14 protein-coding genes are annotated in these 12,164 nt (G+C 35.1%); 10 read left to right on the forward strand and 4 right to left on the reverse strand.

Features of this window, described 5'->3' with window-relative positions; translation table 11 throughout:
- Window positions 1-72 precede the first annotated feature (72 nt).
- A complete protein-coding gene (locus Y10_RS05620) occupies window positions 73-591 on the reverse strand; it encodes a hypothetical protein (RefSeq protein ID WP_281764384.1) in 519 nt (172 codons plus the stop codon).
- Window positions 592-711: 120 nt separating this feature from the next.
- Between Y10_RS05620 and Y10_RS05625 the strand changes: the two genes are divergently transcribed.
- The 5 genes from Y10_RS05625 (at window position 712) to Y10_RS05645 (ending at window position 4,486) form a co-directional block, all read left to right on the forward strand.
- Entirely contained in the window at window positions 712-1,275 is a 564-nt protein-coding gene (locus tag Y10_RS05625; protein WP_281764385.1) for a DUF4269 domain-containing protein, read from the forward strand.
- A gap of 42 nt (window positions 1,276-1,317) precedes the next feature.
- Entirely contained in the window at window positions 1,318-2,223 is a 906-nt protein-coding gene (locus tag Y10_RS05630; protein ID WP_281764386.1) for a hypothetical protein, read from the forward strand.
- 32 nt (window positions 2,224-2,255) lie between these two features.
- Window positions 2,256-2,954 carry a hypothetical protein gene (locus Y10_RS05635; protein WP_281764387.1) on the forward strand — a complete coding sequence of 233 codons (699 nt, stop codon included), beginning with the start codon at window positions 2,256-2,258 and terminating at the stop codon, window positions 2,952-2,954.
- Window positions 2,955-3,195: 241 nt separating this feature from the next.
- Window positions 3,196-3,702: a hypothetical protein gene (locus Y10_RS05640; RefSeq protein ID WP_281764388.1), complete on the forward strand. Its 507-nt coding sequence runs from the start codon at window positions 3,196-3,198 to the stop codon at window positions 3,700-3,702.
- A gap of 7 nt (window positions 3,703-3,709) precedes the next feature.
- Window positions 3,710-4,486, forward strand: coding sequence for a CPBP family intramembrane glutamic endopeptidase (locus tag Y10_RS05645; RefSeq protein WP_281764389.1), 777 nt, complete (start codon window positions 3,710-3,712; stop codon window positions 4,484-4,486).
- A gap of 7 nt (window positions 4,487-4,493) precedes the next feature.
- On the opposite strand, the gene Y10_RS05650 is transcribed toward Y10_RS05645, so the two are convergent.
- Complete coding sequence (locus Y10_RS05650; RefSeq protein WP_281764390.1) at window positions 4,494-5,336, reverse strand: helix-turn-helix domain-containing protein; 843 nt, start codon at window positions 5,334-5,336, stop codon at window positions 4,494-4,496.
- An 85-nt stretch (window positions 5,337-5,421) separates the two neighbouring features.
- On the opposite strand from Y10_RS05650, the gene Y10_RS05655 reads away from it, so the two are divergent.
- A complete protein-coding gene (locus tag Y10_RS05655) occupies window positions 5,422-6,231 on the forward strand; it encodes a siderophore-interacting protein (RefSeq protein ID WP_281764391.1) in 810 nt (269 codons plus the stop codon).
- Between the two features lie 25 nt (window positions 6,232-6,256).
- Here the strand turns inward: Y10_RS05655 and Y10_RS05660 are convergent, their stop codons facing one another.
- Window positions 6,257-7,546: a hypothetical protein gene (locus Y10_RS05660; RefSeq protein ID WP_281764392.1), complete on the reverse strand. Its 1,290-nt coding sequence runs from the start codon at window positions 7,544-7,546 to the stop codon at window positions 6,257-6,259.
- A 196-nt stretch (window positions 7,547-7,742) separates the two neighbouring features.
- Here Y10_RS05660 and Y10_RS05665 point away from each other — a divergent pair, with 196 nt between their 5' ends.
- Entirely contained in the window at window positions 7,743-8,615 is an 873-nt protein-coding gene (locus tag Y10_RS05665) for a DUF808 family protein (RefSeq protein ID WP_281764393.1), read from the forward strand.
- A 4-nt stretch (window positions 8,616-8,619) separates the two neighbouring features.
- On the opposite strand, the gene Y10_RS05670 is transcribed toward Y10_RS05665, so the two are convergent.
- Window positions 8,620-10,080 carry a cryptochrome/photolyase family protein gene (locus Y10_RS05670; RefSeq protein WP_281764394.1) on the reverse strand — a complete coding sequence of 487 codons (1,461 nt, stop codon included), beginning with the start codon at window positions 10,078-10,080 and terminating at the stop codon, window positions 8,620-8,622.
- A gap of 139 nt (window positions 10,081-10,219) precedes the next feature.
- Here Y10_RS05670 and Y10_RS05675 point away from each other — a divergent pair, with 139 nt between their 5' ends.
- The 3 genes from Y10_RS05675 (at window position 10,220) to Y10_RS05685 (ending at window position 12,163) form a co-directional block, all read left to right on the forward strand.
- Window positions 10,220-10,654, forward strand: coding sequence for a hypothetical protein (locus tag Y10_RS05675; RefSeq protein ID WP_281764395.1), 435 nt, complete (start codon window positions 10,220-10,222; stop codon window positions 10,652-10,654).
- Window positions 10,655-10,663: 9 nt separating this feature from the next.
- Complete coding sequence (locus Y10_RS05680; protein WP_281764396.1) at window positions 10,664-11,092, forward strand: SRPBCC family protein; 429 nt, start codon at window positions 10,664-10,666, stop codon at window positions 11,090-11,092.
- 66 nt (window positions 11,093-11,158) lie between these two features.
- A complete protein-coding gene (locus Y10_RS05685) occupies window positions 11,159-12,163 on the forward strand; it encodes an LLM class flavin-dependent oxidoreductase (RefSeq protein WP_309297819.1) in 1,005 nt (334 codons plus the stop codon).
- Window position 12,164: the final 1 nt, after the last annotated feature.

Here is a 12,164-nt window from a genome sequence, read left to right on the forward strand (position 1 = left end):
AGGTGCTATTAGGTTTTCTCAAATATAACACTTTTGTGTAAATGTTTTTAATAGCACCTAACTATGTTGTTACTACTCGGTAACATAGTATTTTACAGCTACCAATTCCATAGCGCTTGGTGCCCCGAGTAAGGTAGAGTCTTCTTCAATATCTAATGTAAACACACAGCTGCTGTTGGCAGCTATACCCAAGCAGTTTTCAGAAGCCAAGTTAGCATACGCAGATGAGGTAACCATACCGTCAATAGCTATGCTAAAGTAAGGGTAACCAGTAACCGCATAGTTATTAGAGTTGTTTAGTTTTATTTCCATTTGCAAACGGTGGCTGTTATTACCAGTGTCTTGGGTGTATTCAAAAAGTAACACTTCATAGGTGAAGTTTTCTAGCTCGTTTCCGGTTTGAGCAGGTTCGTCTACAGCTTCTTCAAAATCACACGATACCTCTTGCTCGGTATAATACACATACGATTGTCCGTTACTGTAGGTGTACTGTGGTATTTGAATTGTTTTGGTACAGTTGTCATCAGATTCACAGCCAAAAAATAAGACAGCTATTAGCATTAGTATGCTAAGGTTAAAACATTTTATCATGATGTATTGGTTAAGTTTTTTCTGTGGGAAATTTACTGAATTTTTATAAGAACTCGTATGTGGTTAATCATTTATTAATATGAGGTAGTGGTATTTAGTAACTATCTTTGAGGGAGTGCCATGGAGTATTTTATCTTAAAATATATTGATACCTTTATAGTTATGGATGTAGACTTTACCAATATCAGTTATTTAGAAAAAGGAAACCAACAACAGCAAAATTTATATAGGTTGCTTACCACGCATAACGTGCTGTCTGTTTTAGCGCCATACCAACCTTTGGTGGTGGGTACTATTCCTATTGGTATTGACGTAGAAGGTAGCGATGCTGATATTATTCTACAGTTTGATTGTATAGAGGAACTTCCTATGCTTTTACACCAACAGTTTTCGGAATATGCTAACTACCGTTTGCGTATGCAAGCTGATAATGTATTAGTGTGTAACTTTAGTATAGAGGAGGTGCCTTTTGAGCTGTATGCTACCAACATACCTACGCAAGCGCAGTATGCTTTTAAACATATGTTGAAGGAGTACGAAATATTACAAAAGAAAGGAGCTACATTTAAAGCTGAGGTGCTAGCGCTTAAAAAATCGGGCATGAAAACCGAACCTGCCTTTTGTAAATTGTTAGGGTTAGAGGGGAATCCGTATGAGGTATTATTAAAATATAATTTAGAATAACGCGTTGGTATAATTATTGAATACGGTACCTAAATTGTTATTATGAAAGCAACCTATCTCATTATTTTAATTTTCGTTGTGGGCAGTTTACAAGCAATTGCCTACCCAATACCACCACAGCCGTTACGCAAACTAGTAGCCAATGCTGAAACTATTGTATATGCAAAAGTAGTAGCTATTGAAAGCATTGAACATGACCAGCAATGGAACGATGTGAAAGCAACGTTACAAATTACAGAGGTGCTACAAGGGAAAGTAACCCAAGCTAGTATTCAGGTGTTTTTTTCTAATGGGATGATTTGTCCTGCACCTGCTAAATATGAAAAAGGAACTTTTGTATTAGCTTTTTTAAATAAGGAAGGGAACCATTATGTAACACAGGCACTCTCGTACGGTTCTAAAAAGTTAACTTCAGATGCGTATAGCGTATACAAACAACGAATTTTAGAGATTCAGACTATAGCTGCTATAAAAAACGAACAGCAAAAAATTATAAAAACTGTTGAATGGTTGGTTACATGTGCCGAGCACCCAGTAACAAGATGGGAAGGTGTCTATGAGCTGTCTCCTAATAGTGATTTCATGGCTTATTATGATGATACTATTGAAACAAAAAATAGACGCTATTTTTTAACTGAAAGTCAAACCAAGCGTTTGCGTATGGCATTATTTAAGATTGAAGAGCTAAACTATGAAGATTTGGGATTAATAGGCCTTACCGTACAAGAAAATGATGAAGTGATGCTGCAGTTTTTAATAGAAAAGATGCGCTCTGTTGATGTTGATACCTGTTGGTATACTGAACGTCTAATGGAGTATATAGCTACTATTGCTAACCGACAAGATTTAAAACAGATAGTTGCCGAAATGAATGCTATAGATATTTTAGAAGCGGGGTCTAGAAAAAAACATGATGACTTGGTAAGAAGGTTTATAAAAATTATGTAAAAAAAGACTATCTTGATTTTTATATACGTGTAATGAAGAAATTATTTTTATTGTGGATGATATTAATACCTATGCTGGCATTGGCGGAGTATAATGGTGTTTTTATTGAGAGCACAATTACCATGAAAGATGGAACGGAGGTTACCGGTTTTAGATACCGAGCACATTTTGCTGAGAGTGCAGAAACTATTGATTATTTTGAATCTAATTGGGAGGTGTTGTTTGCTAATGATATGACGTATGAACCTGGTGAGTATTCGTATTACCAGCATTTGTTGAAATATGAGAACAACAATTATTTGGTGTACAAAATGGTGTCTCCTGTAGCTTTAGAGTTAGCAAATGTTGCAAAGGTAACCGTGGTTAATATTATTTCGGCTAGCTATGATATACATATTAATGAACCCCTTTCAGTAACCGATAAGCAATGGATGGATACCCCTAGCATTACCAGTTATTACTATAATACGGGTGAGTTTTGCGATAGTGAAGTGTTTATACATGCAGCTGGTGAAGTTGCCGATGAAGTACTAGCACAGTTAAAGGCTATAACCACAAAGTATACTGCTAAATTGAAAGCCGTGGAGGAGTCTAATAAAGACCATAGGGTAGATGATGATGAAGCAGAAATATTTAGCGCAATTTACAATGAACAAAAGAAAGAAATAGAGACTTTCTTAAAGCAGCACAAAGCATTAAAAACAATCACCATAACTATGTGTAGTTGTTAGTGTTTTAGCAAGTACTTTGTAATTAAGTTTTACATTTTTAAGATGTACTATCTTTGAACTACTATGGAAAAGATACCAGTACGTACTATAAAGGAGCCATCGTATTGACTTTGTATAGTACTCTGTGGGCAATTACTCACTTTTTTTTATTTTGTATAGGACTTCGTTTATAACTTGTTTATATTTAGTGAGTTTTAAGTGCTTCTTAGACTTAGAGCTGTTATCAACCAATGAATAATTTATGAAAAATGTCAAATTGAAAGCACTACTACATGTGTTCATGTTTACTATTAGTTTTGTTTTGGTAAATGCCTGTGGAGGTGGTAAAACAAGTAGCGGATCGTTAGGGAGTTTTGTTGCAATCATGCAGGTAGATGAACCTATAGAAGGTGTATGTGATAATGATAAGGTATATGCAATTCTTCCTTTAGGGGATAATGGACAAGTGAAGGCACAATCTCCTAAAACCAATGAAGAAATAGCTCAAATGCTAAATGCAGAGGTTACCTTTTTAAAAGATAACACTAGCTATTCTGATAAGGGGATGGTAAGGCTTATTGTAAATTGTAAAGGAGAAATGGTACAATGTGCAATAGACAATAAAACTAAGAGTGCCGAGTTAGATGCTCAAATAGTAGCTGTTTTTAATACTCTTAAATCATGGGAGGCTGCAACTATGAACGGAACTCCTGTAGACTCTTCGGTTTTAATTAGTTTTACTATTAAAAATGGTACAATAGAATTGTAATAAGCCTATGAAAAAATCGTTACGTGTACTTTTATTAGTGGCAGTTAGTTTTCTTGTTTTCTACTTTTTTAATAAGGCTGCTTTTGGTTGGCTACGGTCTTCCTTATCTAATGTAATTGGTGTAAAAGGTATTAGCCATATAATTACCTACTGCATTGTGGGAGTACCCCTTTTTGTTGGTACATTAGTAGCTTCTAAAGAGAATAACTTTTTACGGAGTTTAGGGCTAAGAGCCAATGCTTTCAAGGGTTTTGGGTTAGCCCTAGTGTTTACCCTACCTATGCTCATTGGTGGAGCCCTTTTTTTTAACTTCAATACAGAAATTACGTGGGACGAATTTTTAATAGGAGCAGTAGCCGCTGCATTTTTTGAAGAGCTTTATTTTAGAGGTTTTTTGTTTGGGCTTTTATTTAAGAATACCAAAATAGGTTTTATACCAGCAATTATAGTGGGGGCTGTATTGTTTGCTATGGGGCATTTGTACCAAAGTACAGACCCAGCAGAGTTAATAGGTATTTTTACCATGACCTTTTTGGGGGCAGTCTTATTTGCATGGGTGTATTGCGAATGGGGGTATAACCTGTGGGTTGCTATAAGCTTACACTTTTGGATGAATTTCTCGTGGATGCTTTTCAGCGTTTCTGAAACTGCTTTAGGAGGTAGTGCTGCTAATATTTTTAGGTTTACAACAGTGGCTTTTGTAATTGTAGGTACCGTGGTTTATAAACTACGTACCCATAAAGGGTTAGAAGTAAACCGTAAAACCTTGTGGATTAAAATGTGATTTTACGTTACTCTTTTAGCTGTTTGCGGTAAGCAGAGGGCGATACCTTGTAATAGCTTTTAAAGTTTTTATAAAAGTGACTTTCGTCTACAAAACCAAATTCATTGGCTATTTCAGAAAAGGAGAGGGTAGGTTGTTGTACTCTTTTTTCAATGGCTTGCATTCTGCATTGTAAAATATATTGCTTTACGGTAGTATTCATTTCTTGTTTAAAATAAGCACAGAGTTTGTTGTATGTAAGGTTAAACGTTTCTGCAATGGTACTTAACTTAAGCATTTCAGGTGTTCGTAAATTCTTTTGTATGTATCTAATAATAGGGCGTATGTTAGGTTCAGGAATGCCTTTTTCAGTAGTGCCTGGACGTATGGCAATATTGCGTTCTACCAGCATAAGTATGCATAGCACTTGGTAATAAATTAGGTTTAAGTTGCTAAATGCATTATCCTGTAAGGCTACTAGTAAATTGTAATAGTGTTTCATTAAATGGGCATCTTTTTCTGCAAGTGCAATAAAAGGATGCATAACAGATTTTGCTCTGATAGGGGGAGTAGCCTTACCATTGGAAATTTCAATTAAACGTTTCAGCTCCATTTTGGTGTCTTCCGTAACTCGGCATACATAAGCATGAGATTCGGGTGTTAGCCTTAAAGTTACTTGGTCATTTTTATTTAAGAAAACAATTCCCGGAGCTGTAAGGGTAACGGTTATGTTATTCCTTGTTAAGGTACCTGTTCCTGTTTCTAAAAACAATAAGGTTTGGTATGGTATGTTTATGGGCTCGTTTATGGTATTATTCCCTGAAACAGTAAAGGCATCAATTGCAGCGCTTATGCGGGTGTTTAAGTTCATAGTGTAAAATTACATATTTAAGATGTAATTTTACATAAATAGATGTGGTGAATTATAGAACTTTGTATCCACTAAAAAAGTTGTTATGACCACAGAAAAGGAAACTATAAAACCACAGCTAATGAAAGCGGTGTTAACCGTTAAAGAAAAACAAGTTTTAACCCCACACTACATCAGAATAATTTTAGAAGGAGAAGACTTGGGTATATACGCGCAGGCAAACGAAGGCGATAACAATAAAATTCTAATTCCTTTAGATAAATCTGCTAAACTTACTTTGCCCGATGGCCCGGTGAAAGGGGGCGATGCTAAGTTGGCTATGAGAACGTATACCATGCGTTCGTTAGATTTGGAAAAAGGCGAAATGGCTATTGACTTTGTAATGCACGGTGAAACAGGACCTGCTTCTACTTGGGCAATTCATGCTGAAAAAGGAGATGAGCTTGGGGTTTTAATGAAGGTAAAAACAAAACCCCTTTTTCAATCGGCAGCATATTACTTTATTATGGGCGACCATACCGCATTACCTGTAATTAGTGTAATGCTAGAGAAATTACCCAAAGATGCAAGTGGGGATGTGCTTATTGAGGTGTATAGTGAAGATGATGTACTAGATTTGGTGAAACCGGCGAATGTAAATGTGAAGTGGGTATGTAATAATGCTCCTGGTGATACCTCTATGTTGCTACCTGAATTTAAAAGGTATGATATAACTAAAGAAACCGATAAGTTTGTTTTTGCTGCAGCAGAATTTAATGTTATAAAAGAAATACAAGAGGTGTTAAGAGCCGATGATACGCTAGAGCGTAAGAACTGGTATGCTTTTTCTTATTGGAAACATGGAGTAGCGGAGGATGCTTCTGCCAACGACCGTAGAGGATTAAGAAATGCATAAATTGGTTTAGTACTGATGGTATTAGTTATAAATTATAGGAATAGCTAATACCATATTGAATATCTGGGGCATTGTTGATAGATAGAATATCTTCCCCGATAGTAAAGTTAAAATCTCCTTTTTTAGATCGTGTGCCTATTAAAAAGTAGGTTTTAATGGAGAAAAAATACATAGAAGCACTTGTTAGTTTACTTAGCGGAAAAACACTATTTATATCTTCTCCTTCCCAAGTGTCACTTGCTCTTAAAATAGAAACTCCTAAGTTTTCGTATTGATCTTGGCTACCACTATAGATGTATCCTTTTAAATAGGCATCTTGGTAGTTGTTTAGTATACCAACAAAAAAGGTTTTATTTTTTTTAGACTTGTAAAAATTACATCCCATATATAGTTTAAAACTATTTCTAAGATCTCTATCTATTAACTTAGGTGCATCTCCTAAATTTACCAGTGCATGGTGTGTTGTTAATCCTTGTAGGGTAAAATCCATGGTAAAATTAGTACCAAAGCCTTGCCGGTAAAAGGCAGTAGCAGAAATGCCTCCTGAAACTTTTGGGTAATAAGAGTTAAGCGGTATCCCTAGGTGTCCGCCGGCTTGCAAACTGGCATGATGTTTTTTAGTAGCACTTTGCCAAATAGGGAGCCAATAATGAGTGTCTAACGTGCCTAAAAAAGCACTGCCCTTGTCTATTCTTATAGAATTGTTGTTCTCATCAATAAACTCAATATGTGCTTTATTAAATGGGTATAAACGTCTGCCAAAATTATCTTCTTTACCTATTAAATCATGTACTTCCTCTATAAATTGGTCACTTGCCGGATACATTAAAGGAAAATTGCCACCCGATAACCAATGGGTATTTAAGGTAACCAATAACGATCCTTTTTTTTCTAATTCTAATAAGTAGGAAACTCTCAGCCTTTGTAAAACACCATCTGTAGAAAATGTTTTTTCTTCTGTTTCTATGTCATTATCTAAGAAGTATTTAGGGCGTTGTGTAAAGTATAGTTTATTTATTTCTTGTTTTTGAGTAGGAGTTAAATTTTTAGGATAATAAACGGTAGATTGTGGATGCCAGATGTTTCCCAAATCATAACTAGCCGAAAATTGATGTCTTTTTTTGGTAAAAGTACCCACATATAAAGGAGCATCTATTGTAAAAATACCAAAAGGGTGCAAAGGATTTACATTATTTAAAAATACAGCATGTTTAAAAATAGTTGTGGGGGTGTCTGCATGAGGGGTTTGAGCATTACAATAGTGTAGACTTATAAAGCTTGCTATAAATAGAAAAATGTTGACTCGTTTTACCATTTTCTAGAAATATTGGGTTTTATTTTTTATTACTAATATAATGTGTAGTGTTTTGGTATTCAATAAAATACAATATATTCAGTATAAATACGTAAAGGAGTTTTTTACATTTTGTATTAAAACAATCATAAATGTGAGCGTTGAATTATAGCTGTTTAAGAAAACCCATTATTTTTGTAGGAAACAGGTTTAACGTATGGCTTCAGGTTTTTTTGCAATCTTAGATGATATTGCTTCTTTAATGGATGATGTAGCGTCTGCTAGTAAAATTGCTACCCAAAAAACAGCAGGTATTTTAGGAGATGACTTGGCAGTGAATGCTGAGAAAGCTACTGGTTTTGTTTCTTCTCGGGAATTACCAGTGTTATGGTCTATTACTAAAGGAGCATTGCTTAATAAAATTATTATTATTCCTATAGTGTTTTTGCTACAGGTATATTTGCCTATAGCTATTACCATTGTACTACTTTTAGGTGGATTTTATTTGGCTTTTGAAGGCGTTGAAAAAATTATAGAGTTCCTGTTCCATAAAACACATAAAGAACATACTGTTGCCTCTGCACCCGATAAAGAAAGTGCTTTAGAAGCTGAAAAGTCTAAAATTAAGGCTGCAGTATCAACAGACTTTATACTTTCTATAGAAATTGTAATTATAGCGTTAAGCTCTGTTATTGCAGAACCTTTAGGGGTACAAATTGTGACTGTTTTAATAGTTGCGCTATTAGCTACGGTTGGTATATACGGTATTGTAGCTCTGATTGTGCGTATGGATGATGCAGGTTTTAAATTAATGAAAAAATCTAATGATGGTAGTTTTACAGATAAATTAGGTCATTTATTAGTGAAGGCGTTGCCTGTAGTTATTAGAATTTTATCTATAGTAGGTACTATAGCACTCATATTAGTTTCAGGAGGTATTTTTGTGCATGAAATTGAATACTTTCACCATTGGACAGAAATGTACCCTTCTATTTTAATTGAAGTTGGTTTAGGTCTTACTGCTGGTTTAATAGCCCTAGCAGTGGTAACCGGAGGTAAAAAAGTAGTAGGGGCATTTAAAAAAGATTAATTTATTAGAGATTGTCTAGAAATTTTTGAGCCACTTTTAAATGGTCTTCTTTGGTTTCTTTTTTCATGCGGTTCCAGTTCCCTGCTATTAATTTTAATCGAGGGTTTTCTGTAAAGTAATCGTAATGTTTGTCTATAAAGTTCCAAAAGAGTCCGTCCCAAGTGGCTTGCCAGTCACCATTTTCATAATTACTCATTTTCTTTAAGTAGTTGCTACCACTTATATAGGGCTTTGTACTCATAAGTCCGCCATCTGCATATAGGCTCATGCCATATACATTAGGTACCATAACCCAGTCGTAGGCATCAATAAACAATTCCATAAACCATTGGTATACTTCATTAGGGTCAAACTCACATAAATTCATAAAGTTTGCCAAAACCATTAAGCGTTCAATATGGTGTACATACCCTGTTTTAAGTAATTTTTTAATGGTGGTGTCAATAGGGGTAATACCCGTAGTACCTTCATAAAATGAAGCAGGGATTTTGCGTTTGTGTTTCCAGAAGTTAGAAGTACGTTGTTGTACTCCAATTTTTTCGTAAAGTCCCCTTATAAATTCTCTCCAACCAATAAGCTGACGGATAAAACCCTCTATGTTGTTGAGGTCTATATCATTATTTTTAGCATAGCTTAACGCTTGTCTTATTGCTTCCTCTATATCTAATAACCCTACGTTTATTAAGGGAGAAATAACACTGTGATGCAAAATGTTTTCATTAGCAACAATACTATCTTCATAAGTTCCAAACCCTGAAAATCGGTTTTCTAGAAAGTCGTTATACCAACTCGTTGCTTGTTTATGGGTTACAGGGTATAGGGGTGAGCTACTCAGTTCGCCTAGATTGTTTTTAAAGTTGTCTTCAATATAAGTTATTGCCTCTTGGTAATAATCGGTGCTATCTGGAAATTGTATATAGGGTGGTTTCTTGTTTTTAGGATATTTTTTTCTGTTTTCTGTGTCGTAGGTCCATTTACCACCGTCAGGCTCTCCTGAGGTTATAAGTATGTTACGTTCTTTTCTTTGTTGTTTGTAAAAATTTGTTTGGTGGTAGTTCTTTCTGTCCTTCTTAAAATAGCTTTCCAGATCTTCCTTACTGTTTATAAATAAGGGGTTGTTATACCATTTAATATCTTTTTCAATAGTTTGTAAGCGTTGTTGTAACCAACCATCTACTGGGTTAAACAGATGTACTTCATCTGTATCACTTTTATTAATATGTTTTGCCAGTTCTCTGATATCAGATAATTCATCCCCGCTTTCAATATATGTTACAGAGAAACCTTGGTCTTTTAGGTATGCTTCATAGTACTTCATACTAGCTCTATGAAAAGCAAGTTTCTGCTTATGGAAATTATACTGTTTAAAATACAGGTATTCTTCAACTAAGTAAATATTGGTTTTCTTGTAGAAGTCTATTTGCTGAAACAGTTGGTTAGGTAGTATAATTGCGGTATGGTTCATAGAAACTAGCTAAATTTATTAGTTGTGAAAATATAAAAACCACGGAAGGAAGAAGGTTAAATAAATTACAAAAAATTACTAATGGAGCTATATTGTTAATTTTGTATCTTGTTGATACAAAACCTAAACCCTTAATTTTATGACAACTAATGTAAAACCCCCTAAGTATTTCATGGTTATATCCATTGTTTCCTTATTATGGAATCTAATGGGGGTACTAGCCTTTTTAGGAGATCAGTTTGTAACTGATGAAGTATTGGCAAAAATGCCAGAGATAGATCAAAAGATTAGAGCCATGTACCCATCTTGGTCTGCTATTGTATATGGTGTGGCCACTATTTCTGCAGCAATAGCATCTTTAGGTCTTACCATGAAAAAAAGATGGTCACATTATTTATTTCTAGTTTCACTTATAGCCATTCTTATACAGTCTTACTTTACTTTCTTTGTGATTGATTTTATAGCATTGAAAGGGTTTGGAGCAGAAACCATTCTTAGTATATTAATACTAGTTATCGGGGTATTTTTACTTTGGTTTTCTTATAAAGCCATGAAAAAAAGATGGATTGTTTAAACTAGTAGTATGGCTTATCATATTTATCATGATGTTGTTATAAAGGTACCTTGTGCAGAGGTGTATAAAGCGGTATCACAGCCAGAGCACTTAGTCAATTGGTGGCCATTACATTGTTCAGGAACTCCAGAGGTTGGAGCATCTTATAATTTTTTCTTTGAAGAACCCTATAATTGGTATGGTAAGGTTATAAAAGCATCTAAAGATATTTCTTTTGCTATTGAAATGACCGTAGCAGATGAGGATTGGAATCCGACAAGTTTTGGTTTTGATTTGGAAGCAATAGAAGAAGGATGCTTGGTGAAATTTTGGCATATCAACTGGCCTTATTGTAATCATCATTTTAGAAGATCATCGTATTGTTGGGCAATGCTTTTAAAACTGTTGAAAGATTATTTAGAGAAAGGTATTATTGTACCTTTTGAGGGTAGAGAATAAGCACTATCACTTAGTATAGGAGAAGTGATTTTCTTTTTTGTAATTTTGTTTTTTTAAATGAGTAAGATGATGAATGAAAGTCCCCTAAATAATTTTCCCCTATCTGTTTTAGATTTAGTTCCCATATCAGAAGGAGCTACCGTATCAGAGTCGCTAGCCAATAGCGTTTCATTAGCGCAACATGCAGAAGGCTTAGGATACCAACGTTTCTGGTTAGCAGAACACCACAATATGCCCAACATAGCCAGTGCGGCTACTACTTTGTTAATGGGGCATATAGCTGGTAATACACAAAAAATACGTGTAGGTTCTGGTGGAGTGATGCTCCCCAATCATAGTCCGTTAATAGTAGCTGAGCAATTTGGTACTTTGGCACACTTATACCCAAATAGAATTGATATGGGATTAGGTAGAGCACCAGGTACAGATCCTATGACTGCTCAAGCAATTAGAAGCGACCGTATGACGGCGGCACAGCATTTTCCGTATGAAATTGAAAAAATAGAGAAGTTTTTATCTGATGATAATGGAGGGGTGCAAGTAAGAGCTTATATAGCAGAAGGTGTTTCAGTGCCTATGTATATTTTAGGCTCTAGTACAGATAGTGCTTACTTAGCAGCTGCTAAAGGGTTACCTTATGTTTTTGCAAGTCATTTTGCACCTGCCCAATTTATGGATGCTATTGAGATATACCGAAAGAACTTTAATAGTTCTGGTGCTACAAAAACACCTTATGTAATGGCATGTGTAAATGTTATTGCAGCCGATACAAATGAGCATGCACAGTATTTATCTACCACCTTAAAGCAGGTGTTTATGAGTATTATTACGGGTAATTTACGTAAAATGCCACCCCCTGTAGAAAATATGGATGCGCTTTGGAGCCCATACCACGCTGAGGCTGCCAATAAAATGCTTACCTATTCATTTATAGGAGATAAGCCAACTATAAAAACGCAATTAGAAGAATTTATAGCTAAAACAAATATAGATGAGCTTATGGTGGTTTCGCATATTTACGATCACCAAGAGCGTCTAAAATCATATCAATTGTTAGCTGAATTGGTGTAGT

The organism is Neptunitalea lumnitzerae, assembly GCF_027924185.1.
Classification (GTDB): domain Bacteria; phylum Bacteroidota; class Bacteroidia; order Flavobacteriales; family Flavobacteriaceae; genus Neptunitalea; species Neptunitalea lumnitzerae.

Coding starts and splice junctions, on each gene's coding strand:
- Y10_RS05640 (WP_281764388.1), top strand. CDS start 3,196: ATGAAAAATGTCAAATTGAAAGCACTACTACATGTGTTCATGTTTACT.
- Y10_RS05685 (WP_309297819.1), top strand. CDS start 11,159: ATGATGAATGAAAGTCCCCTAAATAATTTTCCCCTATCTGTTTTAGAT.
- Y10_RS05625 (WP_281764385.1), top strand. CDS start 712: ATGGAGTATTTTATCTTAAAATATATTGATACCTTTATAGTTATGGAT.
- Y10_RS05655 (WP_281764391.1), top strand. CDS start 5,422: ATGACCACAGAAAAGGAAACTATAAAACCACAGCTAATGAAAGCGGTG.
- Y10_RS05630 (WP_281764386.1), top strand. CDS start 1,318: ATGAAAGCAACCTATCTCATTATTTTAATTTTCGTTGTGGGCAGTTTA.
- Y10_RS05675 (WP_281764395.1), top strand. CDS start 10,220: ATGACAACTAATGTAAAACCCCCTAAGTATTTCATGGTTATATCCATT.
- Y10_RS05660 (WP_281764392.1), bottom strand. CDS start 7,546: ATGGTAAAACGAGTCAACATTTTTCTATTTATAGCAAGCTTTATAAGT.
- Y10_RS05680 (WP_281764396.1), top strand. CDS start 10,664: ATGGCTTATCATATTTATCATGATGTTGTTATAAAGGTACCTTGTGCA.
- Y10_RS05620 (WP_281764384.1), bottom strand. CDS start 591: ATGATAAAATGTTTTAACCTTAGCATACTAATGCTAATAGCTGTCTTA.
- Y10_RS05670 (WP_281764394.1), bottom strand. CDS start 10,080: ATGAACCATACCGCAATTATACTACCTAACCAACTGTTTCAGCAAATA.
- Y10_RS05650 (WP_281764390.1), bottom strand. CDS start 5,336: ATGAACTTAAACACCCGCATAAGCGCTGCAATTGATGCCTTTACTGTT.
- Y10_RS05665 (WP_281764393.1), top strand. CDS start 7,743: ATGGCTTCAGGTTTTTTTGCAATCTTAGATGATATTGCTTCTTTAATG.
- Y10_RS05635 (WP_281764387.1), top strand. CDS start 2,256: ATGAAGAAATTATTTTTATTGTGGATGATATTAATACCTATGCTGGCA.
- Y10_RS05645 (WP_281764389.1), top strand. CDS start 3,710: ATGAAAAAATCGTTACGTGTACTTTTATTAGTGGCAGTTAGTTTTCTT.